Here is a 19,051-nt window from a genome sequence, read left to right as displayed (position 1 = left end):
CTATTTAACCTAAATTCCCTTTCAAATCAGCCGATAACGTCTCTGTTAGCTATATCTCGCTAACGGGGACGTTTTTCTATGCACAGGATGAATTCATGAAATTAAAACAATTAGCCGTTGTTGGTCTGATCGCGTCTACTCTCGCTCTGTCTGGTTGTGGTGCCATGTCCACAGCGGTGAAGAAACGTAACCTCGATGTCAAAACCCAGATGAGTGAAACCATCTGGCTGGAGCCATCATCAGAGAAGACTGTTTATTTGCAGATCCGTAATACCTCTGACAAGGATATGTCTGGTCTGCAGGCACAGATTACAAATGAACTGGCCGCGAAAGGTTACCGCGTCTCCAGCTCTCCGGACACGGCCTACTACTGGATTCAGGCAAACGTGCTGAAAGCCGAGAAAATGGATCTACGTGATGCCCAGGGCTTCCTTAAGACCGGGTATGAAGGTGCGGCAATGGGTGCGGCACTGGGCGCGGGTATTACGGCGTATAACTCGTCGTCTGCTGGCGCAACGCTGGGCGTAGGGCTGGCCACCGGGCTGATTGGTATGGCTGCTGATGCAATGGTCGAAGACGTTAACTACACGATGGTGACCGATCTGCAAATCTCCGAGCGCAGCAAAGCTGCCGTCACTACCGACAATATTGCCGCCCTGAAACAGGGCACGTCAGGTATTAAGCTGCAGACCAGCACGGAGCAGGGCAACCGTGCTAAATACCAGACTCGTGTGGTATCCAACGCCAACAAGGTGAACCTCAAGTTTGAAGAGGCAAAACCTGTCCTGGAAGCGCAGCTGGCCAAGTCCATCGCCGGCATCATGTAATACCCGCGGCTGCGGCGATCGTCGCAGCCGTTCTCCCTCACAGCTGATTTTTAACCGTGTTCATTCCGGGCAGGGTGCGTCAGTGCTTTCTGTCAGTTACCAGTAATTACGCTTCCTCGCATGACTGCGCCTGGCGCAGCCCTGTCTGCGGCGAGCGTTGCGTCCTTAATTTCAAAGGAGTTCGTCCATCATGATGCATCAGATATATGAACGTGCAGATTACTCAGCTGAATTCTGGTCGCTTATCCATCTTGAAAGCGAGCTGATGGTAGCGAAGGCCTGGATTAATGTATTTGGTTCACTTCCTGAGGGGCAGGGAATGACCATCATTGCTTGCTGGGCTGGCTATGAATTCACTCTTTATGGTCTGGAACCCCGGGAGTGGCACTCAGCGGCTTATAGGGATGTGGCCACTTCAGTCCGTTCTGTGGCTGCATACATTAATGAACAGGACTGGGAGGACGGGTGCCAGCAGGCCAGATATGAGCTGAGCCTGATGCAATAAACCGGCGCTTTACCCTCGCGATACCACGTTTTACAGCAACCTTTTCAACGTTTCTTCTCTGATAACACACATCACCGCGCAGGTGATGCGATAACGGCCGGACAACACTCTATGAGCTTCGCAGGAAAAAACCTCACCCAGGGCGGGCAGATGACCGCCTACCGCTGGCGCATGTTCATTCAGGTGAACAACTGGATAGGATTCTGGATCTTCATCCTGTTCGCCGTGCTGACTACCGCCATTTTTCTCTGGCGAATTCCACAGGAAGCCCTTGATAACGGCTCCCTGTGGTGGTTTGCCAGCATCAACAGCAGTTTTATCGATCTGATGCCGGCAACGGGGACGCCAAAAATTTACGACGTCCACTACTGGTATGCGCCAACCGCGACGATGATGGTGCTCAAAATGACCCTGCCGCAGATCTATACCGACCTGTACATGCAGGAGATGGGCAACCAGTGCCTGACTGAGCTGCAGTGGGCGGCCGGCGCCAGCGGGTTGTTCAGTATGGTGGTGTTTATCGCCGTGACATGGTTTATCGCCAATATCGGTCGAAAGGAAAGTGAAGACGAATACATTTCCGGGATGCAGCTGACTGACAAGCCTGCTGAAGTGAATAAGCTGCTGCGTAAAAACGGTGAGTTCTCTGACCTTCGCGTGGGTGATCTGCATATGGTCAGGATGGCGGAGGTACTGAATTTCCTGATGCATGGCACTATCGGGGTGGGGAAGTCGACGCTAATACGCTGGTTACTCGACTACATCCGCAAACGTGGTGACCGGGCCATCATCTACGACTCCGGCTGTACCTTCACCGAAACCCACTATAACCCGTCTACCGATATCATCCTTAACGCCCACGACGAGCGCTGTGCCAACTGGCAGATGTGGGGTGAGTGTGTCGACGCGGTCGATTACGACAACCTGGCTGCTAGCCTCATCCCGGTTGAAGGGGAGTCCGATCCGTTCTGGGTATCCAGCTCGCGAACTATTTATGCCGACCTTGCAATTCGTATGTCGACGGACCCGGAACGCAGCATTGAGAAGTTCCTCAAAACCCTGCTGTCCCTCAGCATGAAAAATCTGCGTGACTATCTGGCCAACACGCCCTCAGCCAACCTGGTTGAGGAGAAGATCGAGAAAACGGCCATTTCCATTCGCTCTGTGGTAACCAACTACGCCAAAGCCCTTCGCTACCTGCAGGGGCTGGATGACGGAACGAAGCCGCCGTTCACCATCCGGGAGTGGATGACGCAGGAACGCTATGACAGCAGCTGGTTGTTTATTTCAACACAGGCTCGTCACCGCAAGAGTGTACGCCCGCTGATCTCGCTGTGGGTATCTCTGGCCACGCTGATGCTGCAGAGCATGGGGGAGAACAGCGACCGCCGCGTATGGTTCATTATCGATGAAGCCCCCAGCCTGCAGCGTATCCCCGAGCTGGCCGAGACGCTTGCCGAGGCGCGTAAGTTTGGTGGCTGTTTTGTGCTGGGGATGCAAAACATGGCCCAGCTGGTTCACGTCTACGGCCGCGAGCTGGCCAAAAGTATCTTCGACCTGATGAACACCCGTATGTACGGTCGATCACCTAGTGCGGAGATGGCCAAAGTGGTGGAAGAGGAGCTGGGCAACCAGCGTAAGCGCAAAATCCGCGAGCAGAACAGCTACGGTCTGGACCAGGTGCGTGACGGTGTGTCCCTCGGTAAGGACGAGGTCAATAACCCGATTGTCGACTACGAGCAGATCATGCGTCTGCCGAATCTCAACTTTTATGTGCGCCTCCCGGGTGAGTATCCGGTCGTCCGTCTTAAGCTGAAATATCGCGCGCCGAAGAAGCGGCAGGCAGGCCTTCTCGAGCGCAATATCCGAGATTCACTGAGTCCGGAGCTGGAGAGGGTTATTCAGGAGAACGAGCGCGCAGCTGCAGCTGCAGGTCTGACGTTCCCAACCGGTGATGAAGTGCTGGAGAAGGGGAGCGAGACATCCTCTGCAGATGACGGTCCTGCTCCGGTTTCGTCTGCAGGGGCATCCGGCTCGCCGGCAACATCGGCCGTCGAAAAAGTGGCGCGTACTCCGGCGGAAGAAAATAAACCTTCGCGCAGCGCTGCACCTGAACGGAAGCCAGTACCAGCCAGGGAGCCCGTCACATCGCGAACAGCGCCTGTGGTTACGCAAGTCGTAACTGAAAATCACAGCACGGTGACAGACACTGTCACCGAAGACAAAAAAGACAACGTCGTTTCACTTCGGTCTTCTCCTCCTTCAGTAACTCGTCAAAAAGAGACTGCGCCCCTCAAACCGGAAATACCTGCAGCACTGCAAAAAATCCGCAGCAGAACCCAGCTGGATGCTCCCTCCGAGCCAGCTGCAGTCGGCGCACTGGGGATGCTGAAACGGCGGCTCAATACCGGAGCCACCTCAGGCGGAGGCGAAGATCAGGCCAGCGAGAATGCGGGCGAATCAATGAACCTGGATATGAAGGTGACGGCACTGCCTGACGGCGGCCTGAGTCTGACGACGGCAGGGAAGTCAGTGACACCGCAGACCCAGGATGAAGCCCACAGCACCCACCGTCAGCTGGCGCAGGAAGAAGAGAACATTTTACTTCACCGTCACGCGGACGACCCGGGTTACGACGAAAACGACCATCACTATTACGAGAGAGAGCATGACCTATGATGTCTGTCGCCCCAGTAGCGTCAGCCGGTGAGGCTGCAGGCTACTACAGCAATTCCGATAACTACTATTTTCTGGGGAGCCTGCAGAGTCTCTGGATGGGGGAAGGTGCAAAAGAGCTGGGTCTTGAGGGCAATGTTCGTGGCGATGATCTGACGGCCGTGCTCGAGGGCCGCCTGCCGGACGGCTCACGGCTTGGCAAGGAGGTTAACGGACAGCACGTCCACCGCCCCGGCCATGACCTGACTTTTTCCGCCCCCAAAAGCGTGTCCATTCTGGCACTCATCGGCAACGATAAAGAAATGGTGGAAGCACATAACCATGCCGTCCGCGTGGCGGCCGGCTATGTGGAGAAGCTCATCTCGGCCCGCGACACGAAAGACGGCGTTACGTCCATCGTACACACCGGCAAGATGGTGGCGGCCGCCTATACGCATGATACCTCGCGCAATCTTGATCCGCAGCTGCACACCCATCTCCTGATTGCCAACATGACGGAGTATGCGGGCAAATGGAAAGCTCTGGCCACGGACTATATCCATAACGCCGGCTTTATCGAAACCGTCATGAAGCACCAGGTCACCCTCGGGAAAATCTATCGCAGCGCGCTGCGCGAGCGGGTTGAAGCGCTCGGCCATGAAGTGGAAGAAGTAGGCAAGCATGGGATGTGGGAGATCAAGGGCGTTCCGGAAGAAGTCAGGGACGAATATTCATCACGGGGCCGGGAAATTCAGGGGGCCGTGGGGGCTGAAGCCACGCTGCGCAGCCGGGATGTGGCCGCCAAAGACACCCGCAGGGCGAAAGTTGACCCTTCGCGGATGCGCCTGATGGAGCGCTGGCTGAGCCAGATGAAGGAGAAGGGATTTGACCTGAAGGCGTATCAGGAGAGCGTGGAGCCGCGTGATGCAGGTCTTCGTGAGACCGCGCCTCAGCCGGAGCGAGGTCACCAGGCTAAGCCGGTTCCAGCCGGGCCTGAACAGGCTTCTCTGCAGACGTCGTCCACGGCAGAAAAGAGCGTCGACACACCTGCTCAACCCGCAGAACGGGAGAGCCAGTCCCGTCAGCCAGTACCACAACAGACTGACACGCTGAGTCAGCCGGCACAGACCGGTCCCGAAAAGACACCGGCGACCAGGAGCTTACCTGCCGCGCAGCTGGACACTGAAATACCCCGCCCGGAACTGACTGAGGCTGTCCGGCTGGCCATCTCGCAGCTCAGCGACAGTAAAACGCGCTTCACCTTTGGCGAGCTGATGATGACCACCGCTGAGCTGAGTGAACGGCTGCCGGAGATTAAGGATATTCGTGTGGCCATTGATGCAGCGCTGAAGGACGGCATGATTGTGCCGCTGGACAGTGAGAAAGGGGTTTTCACCTCCCGTATTCACCTGCTGGATGAACTCTCGATCCAGGCGCTGAGTCAGGAGCATCTCAAATCCACAAAAGTCGTCAGTTTCACCCGCCCGGCGCAGTACGCGCCGGCGGCGCTTGAAGTTGTGGAGAAGGACGCCCTGGTGCTGATGAATGCCCCGTCAGGCGTGGCGAGCATCCGTGACCTGACCGCGCAGCTGGCCGGTATTGCCGGCGCGAATGGTCGTGATGTGCAGGTGCTGGCCAGCTCTGCCGAGCGCGCCATTTCGCTGGCAAAATCCGACGATTTGCGTGAACGGATTATCAGCCGGCAGCATGTTCTGAGCGGTGATTTCCACCTTAAACCCCAGAGCACGCTGATTATAGAAGGGGCAGAGCGTCTGGGGCTAAAGGAGACGCTGGTTCTGCTGGGCGAAGCGCGCGCGCAGGACGCACAGCTGGTCTTTCTCGACAGTGCCGGACGGCAGGCGAACGGTAACGCCATGTCCGTGCTGGAGTCCGCGGGGGTTGCCCGCTCCCGCCGCACGGAGCCTGCGCCCGGGCTGGAGGCCGAAGTGGTCAGTATTCCGAACAAACGCGACCGTTACGAGGCGCTGGCCAACCGGTTTGCAGAGCTGAGCGGTGGAACTGATAACGTCACCGCCGTCGTGGTCGGCAAACGTGAACAGGCGCAGCTGACGGGCCTGGTACGTGAGGCGCTGCAGAACGCAGGGCAGCTGGGGCGTGACGGCGTGGAGATAGAGGCCCGGCAGCCGGTGTGGCTCGACAGCAAAACGCGCCGCATGCCAGGTTCGTACCGTCCCGGCATGGTGCTTGAAGATCGCACGGACGCAAAAGAGCGTAAGTCCTATGTGATTGACCGGGTGCATGAGGACACGCGAGTCCTCTCGCTAATCGACGGTGACGGCGTGCTGACCCGGATGAAAATCGGGGATATCAGCGCTGACTGGCGTCTCTTCAGCCGTGAAACCCTCAGCGTGGCCACCGGCGAAAAACTGCTGTCCGTGGCGGGCGACCGCGAGCACAGCCTGAAGGCCAAAGATCGTCTTGAGGTGACCGGGATAAGTGAAAAGGGGATTGAGGTTAAACGGGGGGAAGACACACTGACGCTGCCAAAAGACCAGCCGCTCTATCTGTCACATGCTTACGTGACCGCGCCGGGCGGACGGGATAACGACACCGGCGTGGTGCTGGCCGCGCTCAACAGCCGCGACATATCGACCCAGACCATGAACTCGCTGGCACAGAGTGGCCACCGGGCGGAAGTGTTCACCGCCGAAGTGCAGGACCGGGCTGAAGCCCGGCTGCAGCGCATGAAGACCAATGCCTCTCCCGTGCAGCTGGTCAGAAACCTGAGCGGTCACCAGGACGTCAGTCAGGCGGTTGATTCACTGCATCACAGCGTCCGGACGGACGCGGGTCTGGCCGTGTGGCGTGCCATTAACGACCAGCGCACCGTGGTGATCAGCGAGCTTAAGCTGGCGACGGAAGCGCAGAAATATCATCCCGACCTCGAAGCCATCGGGAATGAAATTGGCGCGATGATTAAAAATGGCGAGCTGTTGTCCGTATCCGCAGGGGGAGAGCCGGTACTGGTGTCCCGGTCCACCTGGGAGATGGAGAAAGCCATTCTGCGCGTGGTGGAGGAAGGGAAAGGTACGCAGCAGCCGTTGCTGGAACAGGTACCGGAGGCCGTGCTGAACGGACTCACCGATGGCCAGAAAAAGGCGACCACCCTGGTGCTGGGTACCACCGATCAGTTTATCGGGATTCAGGGCTATGCCGGCGTGGGGAAAACCACGCAGCTGAAGGCGGTGATATCTGCACTGGAGACCCTGCCGGCGGACGTTCGTCCGGTGATGACGGGGCTTGCTCCTACGCACCAGGCGGTGAAAGAAATGAGCGACGTCGGTGTACGGGCGCAGACCATCAAATCCTTTGTCGTTGAGCATGACCAGGCGACGGCCGCAGGCGGGAAACCTGACTATAAAGGACAGGTGTTTCTTATCGATGAATCATCAATGGCAGGCAACCAGGATACGGCGGCATTGTTCCAGGCCATTGCCAGCGGCGGCGGACGTGCAGTCTCGATGGGGGATATCGACCAGTTTGAAGCGGTCGACGTGGGCGCGCCGTTTAAGCTGATGCAGGAGCGAAGCCCGATGGATGTGGCCATCATGAAGGAAATCGTCCGTCAGAAAGACCTGCAGTTGCGCGGCGCCGTTCACGACATCATCGATAACCGGATCGATGCGGCCCTGCAGCGCATTGAAACCCAGCCGGCTGACCGTGTGGCGCGTAGCGCTTCAGCCGCGCTCCCGGAAAGTGCGATTCAGGAAACGGAGACGCCTGTTAACGACATCGTGGCGGACTGGAAGGACCGGACGCCGGAGGCGCGGTCCCGTACGCTCATCATTGCGCAGCTGAACGCCGACCGTAAAGCGATAAATGCCGGCATTCATGCCGCGCTTGCAGCGCGGGGAGAACTGGGGGAGAAGGCCATTAAGGTGCCTGTGCTCGATAAAATCACCCATACGCGCCATGAGTTCAACAAAACAGAGGCCTGGGAAGCAGGGATGGTGGTTAAACGCGGTGACCGCTACCAGGATGTGGTGGCTGTTGACCGTAACGGCAGAACGGTGACGGTACGTGATGAGGAAGGGAAGATTGCTCTGATTTCACCGAAGGAGCTGATCACCGGTGACGTGCAGCTGTTTCGCCGCAGCGAGATGGAAGTCCGTTCCGGCGATCTGCTTAAGTTCACGGCGACCGATCGCGAACAGGGGCAGATGGCCAACCAGCGCTATACGGTGGAGTCGGTCAGCGAGGAGGGGAATATCCGTCTGAAAGGGGAGAACGGTCGCGTCACCATCAATCCGGAGAAGGTCCGGGCGCAGCAGCATATCGACTACGGCTGGGCCGTCACCGGCTACGGCGCACAGGGGGCCAGCAGTGATTATGTCATTGCGCTTGAGGGCACGAAAGACGGACGTAAGGCACTGGCTTCCCGTCGTGCCTTCTACATTTCAGCCTCACGCGTGAAAGAGCACGTCCAGATATACACCGACGGGAAAGCGGACTGGGTTAAGGCGGTAAAAACACCGGAGCGTGATATCAAAACTGCGCACGATGCGCTGGCTCCGGAAACGCAGCGCAAACAGGCGAAAGCCATCTGGGCAATGGGGCAGCCGGTGAATAAAACGGCCATCGGTCGCGCCTGGGTGCGCCATCAGGGCATGCAGGATGCGTCACTGACGGCAAAAATCATCCCGGCCACCCGGCGCTTTCCTGAACCGGCGCTGGCGCTGCCGGTGTATGACAACAATGGCAGGAGTGCGGGCCTGGCCCTGGTTTCCCTGGTTTCCAGCCCGGAAGGACGGATGACTCAGGGGGAGACACGAATGGTCATGACAGAGCGTGCCCGTGGCGCCGTGCTGCAGCGGAGTCAGTCCGGAAACACGATTGTGGCCAGCGACCTTACGGCTGCACTCGATGCAGTACGAAATCATCCAAAGGACGGAGTGGTCTGGCAGACCGGTGATGAACCGCCTTCAGCATGGCTGCTTAAGGTAAGCGGTGGGACAAAACAGGATGTGTCGCCGGGTATTGTCTCCACGCTGACGGACGAACAGAACGTACAGCAGCTGCGCGAGCAAATGCTGGCAGACCAGGTTCGCAATGAAGAAGCCGGACGGAGCAGGCAGCCGGAGTCGTTGCTGGCGGAAGTTCCACAGGAAGAGTTGATCAGACTGAAACCGGAAGACATTAACCCGCGTAAACCGGAACCACTCAACCCGGATGCGGATGTGATCGCCAGGGTCAGAGGTGAGGAAAACACCGATGGACAGGAAATAAAAGCCGCTGCAGGCGTCAGAAGCGAGCTGGAAGGTGCTGACAAGACCGCTGGTGAACAGTCGCGGGCATCGCGTGTGATTGCAGATCTGGCAAACGCTGAACGAGACATGCTCAGGGCGGCAGAAAATACTGAACGCGGCCGCATGCCGGAGCGTGAAGAACAGACCCTCACCCGAACCATTCAGAAAGAACGTTAATCCCCCTTTTAATTCTGAGAATCAGGCTATGAAAGCAAACAAATTAGCAGCATTAATAGTTACAACATACATTGGCTTTATTTCAATGGCACACGCTTCGGCCCCTCAGCCCTTATTCAGCCCGGAGCAGGAGGCACGTATCGGCGAAATCGCTGCTGACTACCTGGTGTCGCACCCGGAGATACTGGTGACGGTCAGTCGTAAGCTGCAGGAACAGCAGGAGACACGTAAGCAGAAGATGTTTGCACTCAGCGTGATGGAGAATCAGGCGAACCTTCTGCATGATCCGGACACCCCGGCTTACGGGCCTGATAATGCAAAGGTCGCTGTGATTGAATTCTTTGATTACCAGTGCGTGTTCTGCAGCCGCTTCGCGCCGGAGCTGGAGAAGGTCATGAAAGCGCAGCCGGACGTCCGCTACCTCTTTAAGGAGTGGCCAATATTTGGTGGACGCTGGGAAGCTTCACTTCAGGCTGCGCAGCAGGGGCTGACGGTCTGGCAAAAGAAAGGGCCGCAGGCCTATGTCACCTATCACAATGCCATCTACGCCACCGGCCATAATGAAGGCAAGCTGACGGCGGAGGATATACTCGCGGCAGCGTCAAAGGCAGGGCTGGCCGCCTCTGTGCCGGGCGACCATACCGCGTCCCTTGAGAAAAACAGTAACCTGGCAGAGGAACTGGGGCTCACCGGAACGCCGGGGATCGTCGTCATGCCCGTTAGCGGGGCGACTCCCGACACCATCACGGTTTTCCCGGAAGCCGTAACCGCTGAAAGACTCCAGGCAGCAATCCGGAAAGCCACCAGAGTGAAATGATCCTCAGTCCGAAGAACGTCTCCCGCCAGAGACTGTTTTTCATGTTCCGCGCGTAATTGCCATCTTCCCGTTCCGTTCTCCTGCGCTTCCTCGATCAGGCCTGCCGGCCTGATACTGCGGCGAGCGCTGCCGGTTATAGTCCCTTAAGGATAATTAGCATGCAAACTACGGACGGTTATCTGGTCTAACATCTGGAAAAATTACTGACGAGAAGGTAGTATTCGGATCGTCAGCGATCGTCTTGTGGTGGGACAGATTGTTGATTCAGATTACTTTTGTGACCTAACTCAAACTGACGGTTTGACTGCTTTGTGGTGAGGCAGGCGGGTGGCAGAAGATGGTTTTACGGAAGAAATGCGGACTTCCGGAAACAAACAAGGACAGGACGTGTCCAGTAAAACGTTCAGGAGCAGGTTACGGGATTTCCCGGAGCCTGAATGCACAAACCCCCCGATAACTGTCATCATCTTGGCGGAAGACACAGGTATCAGGGGGTCCAAAAGCAGGCGCGTTGCCTGTGAAGGATTATAACGCATGCACCATAGAAAACAACACCCGGCCGCCATAAGAACAGGCCGCCGTGAATGACAATCAGATTTCTGTTCACTGGTCAGATCTACCGAAAGATGAGCTAGCCCGTTTCTGGCAGAATGTCGATGCCGGCACTCAGGGTAATTTCCTCATTGCACCGGTCAAAAAACTGACCCGCCGCAAACGCGGTGAGCATTCCACAAAAGCCAAATGTGAGAACCCGGCCTGGTATCGCCCGGAGCATTATAAAAAGCTCTCCGGACAGCTCGGACATGCCTACAATCGCCTGGTGAAAAAAGACAAAGAAACCGGGCAGGTCAGCCTGCGCATGCATGTTTCTCGTCACCCTCTCTATGTCGCCGGCCGCCGTAAGGCGGGACGTAAATATGGCTTCCGTCCGGAACGTCAGCGCCTGCTCGATGCGCTCTGGCCAGTGCTCATCAGCTTCTGTGATGCCGGCAAGCATACCGTCGGCATGTGTATCTCCCGTCTTGCAAAAGAACTCAGTGCAAAGGACGCAAAAGGCAATGTCATTCCTGAAACGGAGGTGACAGTGTCACGCCTTTCACGGCTTATTGAGGAACAGGTACGGTTTGGCGTTCTGGGTCTCGCGGAGGAACGCGCCTGGGATCGTGAATCCCGCACCTGGCTGCCAACGTATGTCTATATCACCCCTGTGGGATTCCAGATGCTGGGCGTCGATATGGACAAGCTGTTTAAAGAACAGGAGAAGAAGCTCCGTCAGAGCGCCGAGCGTGAGCAGCTGATCCGGGAAGGGGTGATGAGCGAACATGATGATGTTCAGGCCCACTCTGCGCGGAAATGCTGGTCTGGCCGTAAGCGTCAGGAGGCACTCGTTTACCGCCGCAAAAAAGGCGCGGAGCGTAAACGTGCCAACAACCTGATTAAGCTGCCGGCAGATGAACGACTTCATGCAATGTCTGAATGGATTTATCGCACCATGCCGCCTGATGAAGCGTACTGGTGCACATCTGAGCGCCTGAAGGCGCTGGCCATCCAGCATCTTTACCAGCTGGATCTGGCGCTTTCTCCACCGGACTAGTCACAGACGACACAACAGTCTTCTTGTTTACAGGCCCCTCACCGGGGCTTTTCGTGCTTGTTTTTTTCGGCCATTCTGCTCATTTTTCATCCTTCACTCCTTTCTTCTTCCGGTCACCATGACGCTCTGCCGGTCGTTATGGCCCGCAATGGCCACAGTCTCTTTTTTTTACACAGAAATCCGCAAACGAATAAGTGAAGTAACCCGGAAATGAATAAAAGACATTCCGCAAAACAGTCTTACTTCACCTTTTTTATCTCTCTGTTCATTACATTCCAGAGTAGATCTTTGTCTTCGGCCACTCTGTGGATAACGTAAAATGCCTTCGCATGCAGCGGCCTCACGGCCGCGCGCTCAGAAGGAAATCAAAAGTACCTCCCGTCGCAAGCGCCGGGCCCCGTTCTCGCCAGAACCAGGCGCCGCATACATACCTGACCCCTGCTAAACCGACGCCGCTCCGGCCCGAAGGGCCGGAACACCCTCGCTTTAAGAGGGATGTTGTAACTAGTATCAAGAGTAGCTGTAGTTAAGTCGCGGTAATCACTTCATACACGCTCGTAAGCGCCTAACGGCGCTAACGCGGAGATACAGCCCGTCAGCGGCCAGAGGCCTTGACGGACTCACTCCGACCGCGCACATTAGCAATCGGAAAGCTTTAAGCGGGTATAGCTTTGCAGGGAAAGGGATGGGATTGGCAGAACCTATCAATCCGTAACGGCTGATGCCGGTTACGACGCCCCTCACCAGAATCACCCGGTTCAGCTCCGGCTGGCGTCTCCATGCCGCTTCGCGGCATACATGTTCCATGAACCCTGGACTACACAGGCTGGCCATCATGGGCGAAGGTTTACTGACAGCATCAGACTATTTTTTACCCCTTAAAGCAGGGTTGCCTAAATCCGGGAGCGCGATAAGCTTTAACGGGTGATTTTCAATCAGGATGAGTAAAATGGATATAATTCTTCCGGTAAACAAAAGCCAGGCACGACTCTGGGCAGAAACCATGATTAATCTGGAGGCCCGCAAACTCGTCAATACCGCTAATATTGTTGGCGCCCGACATCTGGGGGATGGATTGACGCGTCTCAAATTCATCGATGAAATTAAATCTGTCATTAATGGCGAATTTGAGCGTGCCCGGCGGGCAAAGTCTGACGAAGAGTGCATGACCTGCCTGCGTAACCTGCAGGCAGAAAACAGCAGTCTGCTTGAGCAGAGCCGGCAGCTCCAGACCGGTTATGCGAAACTATATGCCCAGATCAAATACGTCAGGGATGAAGACCGGATGGTCGGTTATGTCATCTCAGGAATTAAAGTGGTGTTGGCAGGTATGCAGGGCGTATTTGGCTTCGTGCTGACTTCCTCAATGACCCCCGTAGGCGTTCTTGCCGGGGCTATTCTGATTGTCGACTCGGCCAACACGATAACCCGTGAAGTTGGTCGTCAGTTCCTGAATGAACCTGACACGCAGGGTATGTTTGGTGATGGTGCCATGAACATCGCTAAATTCATGGGATTTGAACGATCAACAGGGTTAGGGATATACAACGGGATCGCGCTTGCAGGCAATATCTACAGTGTCTATGGATTAATGGCCAGACCAGGGACATGGCGTCTGTTTAACTATATCAGCACCGATTTTTACCGGAAAATCGACACCATGTCCCGGGGTAAACTGACAATGAAAATTGTGGGATGGGTGGTAAAGGCTAAGGTTGTTTTCGATCTGATCACTTCTGATGACGCTGGGAAATGAGATTCCGGCGGTAATGCCATGATTTATAGGCCAGCTTCAAAGGCATGGTAATCGTAAACAGAGTGCCAAGAACAAGAATAGCCACGCCAAAGGAAATTGCATGCACCCTCGAGCCAGCCAAAAGTGTGGCCACAAGAATCAGTAACATGACTGACAGCACCCATATCAGGGCCTTAAAACGGTTTGCCAGATCGTTCAGCAGAGTATCCATTTCCGTACCCGTTTTAGCTGAACTGGCCCGCAGTCGGACAATGTCCTCTTCACTGAAGCCGTGGTTCATCAGATCACTTTCATGGTTCATGCTTCTCTCCTTTTCCCTGCGGGAAGTTTAACATGCCCTGCGCTAATAACCAGTTAAGCCCGACCGATAACCTGTCAGGTGGTTACGGCTATCAGCTCTTTCTCACTGATAGCCATCACGTCATTCTAAATCAGCCAAAAGTAGACTGTACCAGACCAATAATCCCCAGGTGGCCGGCGTAAGCATAATAAAAGAAATTACGCGGCATGAAACGCCTACGGCCCTCCGGACAGATTTGCCTGCAGAATGAAACCACTGCCAGGGGGAATGCCAGAGTAGGCAGCGTGGCCAGTAATAATGTTTCTGCGGGCATATCCAGGAGATGCGATAACCCGTTTAAACAAATCAGTGACAGCACGGCAGTGATGGCTGCCAGCCGCTGCACTCCGGGTGTATCGCTGCCAGAAACCGTTGCCATACTGATGGCCAGCGTTATTCCTGCCAGCCCGTAACTTGCCGGCTGCAGGGGCCAAATCATAAGGGCCAGGAGCAGATACCCGGCAAGCATTCCTTTCCGGCCGTGCCGGTACTGCAGGGCAAGCAACTGCGTGACGCCTGCAAACACGAACAGAATGTTCAGGGCCCACCAGGGCTGTTGATTCTGGAAGGCCAGGCTGAACACCGGCTGCGTTATGATTGCCCAGATCCACAGACGATTGGCTCTCTTCTGCAGTCGTTCCGGGGGGCGCTGTACGTTCATCGCCCATATAAGCGTGAACAGGGGGAAGGCCATCCGGCCAAGCGCATACATCACCGGCAAGGCAGACGACAGAAACACCGTATTGGTGTGGTCGATAATCATGGCCAGAAGTGCGAGAAGTTTGACCATATCGAGTGCAGCGGGACTGAGCTGGCTGGCGTTCCGGATAGTGGGAAGAATGTCGGGTAATGAATGATTCATGCTGTATATTCCCCTGGCGACACGCGGTTAACAGCCAGCCCTGAACATAATGCCAGAATGCCCTGCCGGTTTGCGTTGTGACCCTGACTCTGAGTTTCTCCAGAATCTTGCGCACCGCAAATTCTGATTTATCACGCAGCACGCGCATTGCACCTGCCACATCCTTATTCTGAATACAGATACTTAAAATATTAAAATCGTTCATGACACTCCCTTCCTTACTATATATATCGGCAAAAATATTGATATATTTAGATTAAGGAGTGTAATTGTTTATTATTTTACCATAGTTTGCAGGAGCAGTTTTTTATAATTATAAAACATGCTGCTGCAAAATAACTTCATAAACATTTCAACCTAAACCGATTATTCCTGGCTGATATCCGAAGAGGGAGCAGGATGAAGCTTTGCATAATCTTCTCGAAGCGATTTTGCCGCGGGTTTCCAGGCTTTCGCCCACTCATCATCCATTCTTCCTACACCAACAATCTTCAGTGCGACAGCATAGGGAGTGCGCCCTTGCTGTTTTGAAAGCCACAGGATGTGATCATCAATTCTGTCATCAGGTAGGGGTCGTTTGCGGGAGAGGGCGAAATCCTACGCTAAGGCTTTGGCCAACGATATTCTCCGGTAAGATTGATGTGTTCCCAGGGGATAGGAGAAGTCGCTTGATATCTAGTATGACGTCTGTCGCACCTGCTTGATCGCGGCCGCGATAGCTAGATCGCGTTGCTCCTCTTCTCCATCCGCGTTCCAAGCTGCGGAAAGGCACCCATAAGCGTACGCCTGGTCGAGCAGGCGACGCGGATCGACGTCCAGCGCACGAGAGAATGCGTCCGCCATCTGTGCAATGCGTCTAGGATCGAGACAAAGGTCGTCTCTGTCAGCCGGATCGTAGAACATATTGGCGGCGCCAAAGCCCACTTCACCGACCAGACCGACGGGATCTATCACCAGCCAGCCGCGACTGGAGAACATGATGTTTTCATGATGCAGATCGCCATGTAGCCCACGCAGTTCCGAGGCATTGCTCATCATTTGATCGGCTATAATCGCCGCGTGGACGTAGTCAGTTTGACAACCTGCGTTTTGATCATCGCGCGCCCGCTGAAACAAAGCTGCAAAGCGATCCCGGATCGGGAGAAGGGCAGAAGGCAGGGGTTCCTCAGATGCGGCATACAGCTTCGCCATTAGTTCCGCTGCAATTTCGGTCGCCTGGTAGTCGCCGTGCTCGGCAACGATGTGAGAGAGCATTCGCTCCCCGGCATATTCGAGCAACATCAGATTGTTCTCACGACCGAGCAACCGGACTGCTCCCCTCCCATTGCGCCATACCAGATAGTCGGCCCCGCGCAGTTCATCAGCAATGTCTTCTATAGGTTTCAATCCCTTGACGATTGCAGGAGTCCCGTCTGGCAATGAAACTTTCCAAACGAGGCTGGAAAAGGTGTCCGCAATGAGAACAGGTTGCGAAACGTGCCAATGAGCAGGAAAAACAGGCGGCATGAACATCAACCCCAAGTCAGAGGGTCCAATCGCAGATAGAAGGCAAGGCGTTCGCGGTCGGGGGCTTCGATCCCCAATACATTGAATAGGACAGCGAAGGCGCGCTCTGCTTCATCTGGCGCTGCCCAGTTCTCTTCGGCGTTAGCAATCATGAGTGCCAAATCGGCATAGCGATCTGCTGTTCCGAGCCGCCCAAGGTCGATCAGACCCGTGCATTGAAGAGTTTTAGGGTCCACCATGAAGTTCGGCATGCAGGGATCACCATGGCAAACAACCATATCGGTGCGCTCTTGGTCGAGCCGCACCGGTAGCTCTCGTTCGACACGAGCCAAAAGATCGAGCTGCGGCGTACTCTTGTCCTCGTCCGGTAAGAAGTCGGGATTGACGGCATTGCGGGACACCACATCAACGGCGCGTCCGAACATTCGCGACAGCCTGCGCTCAAACGGACATTGATCAACCGATAGGCTGTGAACAGCGCCAAGTTGCTGCCCCATTGACGGCCACGCTTTGAGCAAATCCGCTCCAGACAGATCAGCCGCCGGTACTCCCGGAATTGCCGTTATCACCAAGCATGCACCCTCCTGTTCCTCCTGCCAGTTGATCACCTCGGGGCAAGCCACACCTCGACCTTTGAGCCAAATGAGGCGGTCACGCTCTCCAGCGAGCTCACCGCGGCGGGAAGCAGGTGCGATTTTCGCGAAGGCATGCCCGTCACCACGTCGAAAAACAAAATCACCAGATTCTCCGCCTCTGACAGGCAACCAGTCAGAATGCGATTCACCAAAAAAAATATTAGTTCGATTCAATGGAGGTTCCTTCAGTTTTCTGATGAAGCGCGGAGGTGGCTCAACCTGCGAAAAGAAACGAGTTGCTATGGACTTGCACCGGTTGTGTTCCGGTCTATCTCTCATTTTAAGCGGCTTTTTTCTCAAATGCAACCGGCGATTTCCAGCCGAGTGTTGAATGTCTTCGGCGTGGATTATAAAAGCCATTTATATATTCGAAGATTGCAATCTCAATATCTCGCCTTGTTTGCCAGTGTCTGCGCCAAATCAACTCAGCCTTTAATGATTTAAAGAAGCTTTCTACTGCGGAGTTATCAAAACAATTGCCTTTCCCGCTCATGGACGGCAGCAATTGATGTTTGAGCAGTAGCTTTTGATATTCATGAGCGCAATATTGGCTCCCACGGTCTGTGTGTTGAATACAACCCGGTGGTGGTTTGCGTAAAGCCAACGCCATATTCAGTGCCCTTAATGCAAGATCCTGCTTTAATCGATCACCTGTTGCCCAGCCAATCACGCGACGGGAATACAGGTCAAGGATAACAGCAAGATAGACCCATCCTTCTCTGGTCCAAACATAAGTGATATCGCCTGCCCATTTCTGGTTGGGTGCGCTTGCGCTAAAGTCTTGTTTTAATAGGTTCGGTGCAATGTTGAAGGTATGATGACTATCCGTTGTCCGTTTGAATTTACGCGTTCGAACAACTGTAATGTTATTCTGGCGCATCAAACGTCCAACCCGACGCTGCCCAACCTGCAGGCCCAGCGCTTTCAACTCTTCTGTCATACGCGGCCTACCATAGCTCCCCAAACACAACCGATGCTGCTCACGTATATGCGCTAGAAGTATAAGATCACGACGCTGGCGCAGTGATGGAGGACGGCGTTTCCATGCACGTAAACCACGATCTGTTACGCCCATCAAACGACATATGCGTGAACGTGAGAGAGAGCCACGGTAATCCGTAATAAACTGAAATCTCACAGCTTTTGTACTGCGAAAAATATTGCTGCCTTTTTTAATATCTCCCTCTCCTCCCGAAGGATACGGTTCTCTTTGCGTAAACGTTCATTCTCACGCAGAAGATCAGTGTCTTGGGTAGGAATTTTAGTTTCATCGGAAATTGATGCGATCCATTTCCCAAGCGTGGAAAGCCCAATACTTAAATCTGACGCAACTTGACGGCGTGTTAAGCCACTAGTGAGTGCTATGCGAACTGCATCACGCTTAAATTCATCACTATGCTTTAATGACATATATGGTCTCCTTGATAACAAATAATGCTCTCAAAAAGACCGGAACGAAACCGAGGCAAGTCCACTACGTAAGTCCGAGAACATGCTTTCCATGGTCTCTGAGCTCGCCTTTGGGACCGACATATCGGTAGAGAGTGACGCGCTCGATGCCGAGTTCCTTGCAGAGATCGGAAACTGAAGTATCGCGCTGGGCCATGGCGGCTTGCGCGAGACGCACCTGAGCTTTGGTGAGCGCGAATTTTCGTCCGCCCTTGCGACCGCGCGCTCTCGCGGAGGCGAGACCCGCCATGGTGCGCTCTCGGATCAGATCCCGCTCGAACTCGGCCAAGGTGGCGAAGATTCCGAACACCATGCGACCGGACGCAGTCGTGGTGTCGATCTGAGCGCCCTTTCCAGTCAGAACCCGCAGGCCGATCTTGCGGTCTGACAGCTCCTTCACCGTGTTGACCAGATGGGCAAGCGATCGTCCGAGGCGATCGAGCTTCCAGACCACCAGCACATCGCCGTCACGCAATGACTTGAGGCAGGCAGTCAAGCCAGGGCGATCATCACGACCGCCGGAAGCAAGATCATCATAGATATTGTCCCGTTCGACACCTGCGGCGCGCAAGGCGTCGTGCTGCAGGTCGAGAGACTGCGAGCCATCGGCTTTGGAGACGCGGGCATATCCGATCAGCATGTATCACAAACGTTGGTTTGA

General features: G+C 55.1%; 13 protein-coding genes. 7 read left to right on the top strand and 6 right to left on the bottom strand.

Going from position 1 to position 19,051, the window contains the following annotated elements:
• Nucleotides 1-95: 95 nt before the first annotated feature.
• The 7 genes from traT (at nucleotide 96) to HCH49_RS20355 (ending at nucleotide 13,598) form a co-directional block, all read left to right on the top strand.
• On the top strand, nucleotides 96-827 hold the full coding sequence (traT, locus tag HCH49_RS20385) for a conjugal transfer complement resistance protein TraT (RefSeq protein WP_032641144.1): 732 nt from the start codon (nucleotides 96-98) through the stop codon (nucleotides 825-827).
• Nucleotides 828-1,017: 190 nt separating this feature from the next.
• Nucleotides 1,018-1,332, top strand: a complete 315-nt coding sequence (locus tag HCH49_RS20380) for a hypothetical protein (protein WP_221696967.1) — start codon at nucleotides 1,018-1,020, stop codon at nucleotides 1,330-1,332.
• Nucleotides 1,333-1,443: 111 nt separating this feature from the next.
• A complete protein-coding gene (traD, locus tag HCH49_RS20375) occupies nucleotides 1,444-4,011 on the top strand; it encodes a type IV conjugative transfer system coupling protein TraD (RefSeq protein WP_221696968.1) in 2,568 nt (855 codons plus the stop codon).
• Nucleotides 4,008-9,431, top strand: a complete 5,424-nt coding sequence (gene traI, locus HCH49_RS20370; protein WP_221696969.1) for a conjugative transfer relaxase/helicase TraI — start codon at nucleotides 4,008-4,010, stop codon at nucleotides 9,429-9,431. The genes traD and traI overlap by 4 nt, the downstream gene beginning before the upstream one ends.
• Before the next feature lie 28 nt (nucleotides 9,432-9,459).
• Nucleotides 9,460-10,248 (top strand): DsbA family protein, encoded by a 789-nt coding sequence (locus HCH49_RS20365; protein ID WP_221696971.1) that lies wholly within the window; start codon nucleotides 9,460-9,462, stop codon nucleotides 10,246-10,248.
• 580 nt (nucleotides 10,249-10,828) lie between these two features.
• Nucleotides 10,829-11,842: a plasmid replication initiator RepA gene (gene repA / locus HCH49_RS20360; protein WP_143347791.1), complete on the top strand. Its 1,014-nt coding sequence runs from the start codon at nucleotides 10,829-10,831 to the stop codon at nucleotides 11,840-11,842.
• A 949-nt stretch (nucleotides 11,843-12,791) separates the two neighbouring features.
• Nucleotides 12,792-13,598 (top strand): DUF4225 domain-containing protein, encoded by an 807-nt coding sequence (locus tag HCH49_RS20355; protein ID WP_126547875.1) that lies wholly within the window; start codon nucleotides 12,792-12,794, stop codon nucleotides 13,596-13,598.
• Here HCH49_RS20355 and HCH49_RS20350 read toward each other — a convergent pair.
• The 6 genes from HCH49_RS20350 to HCH49_RS20325 all read right to left on the bottom strand — a co-directional run bounded on the left by HCH49_RS20350 (nucleotide 13,573) and on the right by HCH49_RS20325 (nucleotide 19,030).
• Nucleotides 13,573-13,899, bottom strand: coding sequence for a hypothetical protein (locus HCH49_RS20350; protein WP_032638096.1), 327 nt, complete (start codon nucleotides 13,897-13,899; stop codon nucleotides 13,573-13,575). The two genes, HCH49_RS20355 and HCH49_RS20350, sit on opposite strands and share 26 nt — an antisense overlap.
• 130 nt (nucleotides 13,900-14,029) lie before the next feature.
• Complete coding sequence (locus HCH49_RS20345) at nucleotides 14,030-14,800, bottom strand: TraX family protein (protein WP_032638097.1); 771 nt, start codon at nucleotides 14,798-14,800, stop codon at nucleotides 14,030-14,032.
• 675 nt (nucleotides 14,801-15,475) lie between these two features.
• The gene (locus tag HCH49_RS20340) at nucleotides 15,476-16,312 is read right to left on the bottom strand and encodes an aminoglycoside O-phosphotransferase APH(6)-Id (RefSeq protein ID WP_000480968.1); all 837 of its coding nucleotides are present in this window, start codon (nucleotides 16,310-16,312) and stop codon (nucleotides 15,476-15,478) included.
• Entirely contained in the window at nucleotides 16,312-17,115 is an 804-nt protein-coding gene (aph(3'')-Ib, locus tag HCH49_RS20335) for an aminoglycoside O-phosphotransferase APH(3'')-Ib (RefSeq protein ID WP_001082319.1), read from the bottom strand. Before aph(3'')-Ib ends, HCH49_RS20340 begins: the two co-directional genes overlap by 1 nt.
• Nucleotides 17,116-17,221: 106 nt before the next feature.
• Nucleotides 17,222-18,351 (bottom strand): IS3-like element IS1133 family transposase gene (locus tag HCH49_RS20330; protein WP_085959879.1). Its coding sequence is split into 2 segments (ribosomal slippage): nucleotides 17,222-18,105 and nucleotides 18,105-18,351, totalling 1,131 coding nucleotides; the frame shifts between segments, so codons are not numbered across the junction.
• Nucleotides 18,352-18,415: 64 nt separating this feature from the next.
• Complete coding sequence (locus HCH49_RS20325) at nucleotides 18,416-19,030, bottom strand: recombinase family protein (RefSeq protein WP_000904906.1); 615 nt, start codon at nucleotides 19,028-19,030, stop codon at nucleotides 18,416-18,418.
• Nucleotides 19,031-19,051 lie beyond the last annotated feature (21 nt).

This window comes from Enterobacter sp. Y17 (assembly GCF_019730495.1).
Lineage (GTDB): Bacteria > Pseudomonadota > Gammaproteobacteria > Enterobacterales > Enterobacteriaceae > Enterobacter > Enterobacter asburiae_B.
This window is presented reverse-complemented; position numbering and strand designations above follow the sequence as displayed.

Bases quoted from the DNA above. Each gene is read 5' to 3' on its own strand.
- HCH49_RS20325 (WP_000904906.1), bottom strand. From the start codon at position 19,030: ATGCTGATCGGATATGCCCGCGTCTCCAAAGCCGATGGCTCGCAGTCT.
- HCH49_RS20355 (WP_126547875.1), top strand. From the start codon at position 12,792: ATGGATATAATTCTTCCGGTAAACAAAAGCCAGGCACGACTCTGGGCA.
- HCH49_RS20365 (WP_221696971.1), top strand. From the start codon at position 9,460: ATGAAAGCAAACAAATTAGCAGCATTAATAGTTACAACATACATTGGC.
- HCH49_RS20345 (WP_032638097.1), bottom strand. From the start codon at position 14,800: ATGAATCATTCATTACCCGACATTCTTCCCACTATCCGGAACGCCAGC.
- traI (WP_221696969.1), top strand. From the start codon at position 4,008: ATGATGTCTGTCGCCCCAGTAGCGTCAGCCGGTGAGGCTGCAGGCTAC.
- traD (WP_221696968.1), top strand. From the start codon at position 1,444: ATGAGCTTCGCAGGAAAAAACCTCACCCAGGGCGGGCAGATGACCGCC.
- HCH49_RS20340 (WP_000480968.1), bottom strand. From the start codon at position 16,312: ATGTTCATGCCGCCTGTTTTTCCTGCTCATTGGCACGTTTCGCAACCT.
- HCH49_RS20380 (WP_221696967.1), top strand. From the start codon at position 1,018: ATGATGCATCAGATATATGAACGTGCAGATTACTCAGCTGAATTCTGG.
- HCH49_RS20350 (WP_032638096.1), bottom strand. From the start codon at position 13,899: ATGAACCATGAAAGTGATCTGATGAACCACGGCTTCAGTGAAGAGGAC.
- traT (WP_032641144.1), top strand. From the start codon at position 96: ATGAAATTAAAACAATTAGCCGTTGTTGGTCTGATCGCGTCTACTCTC.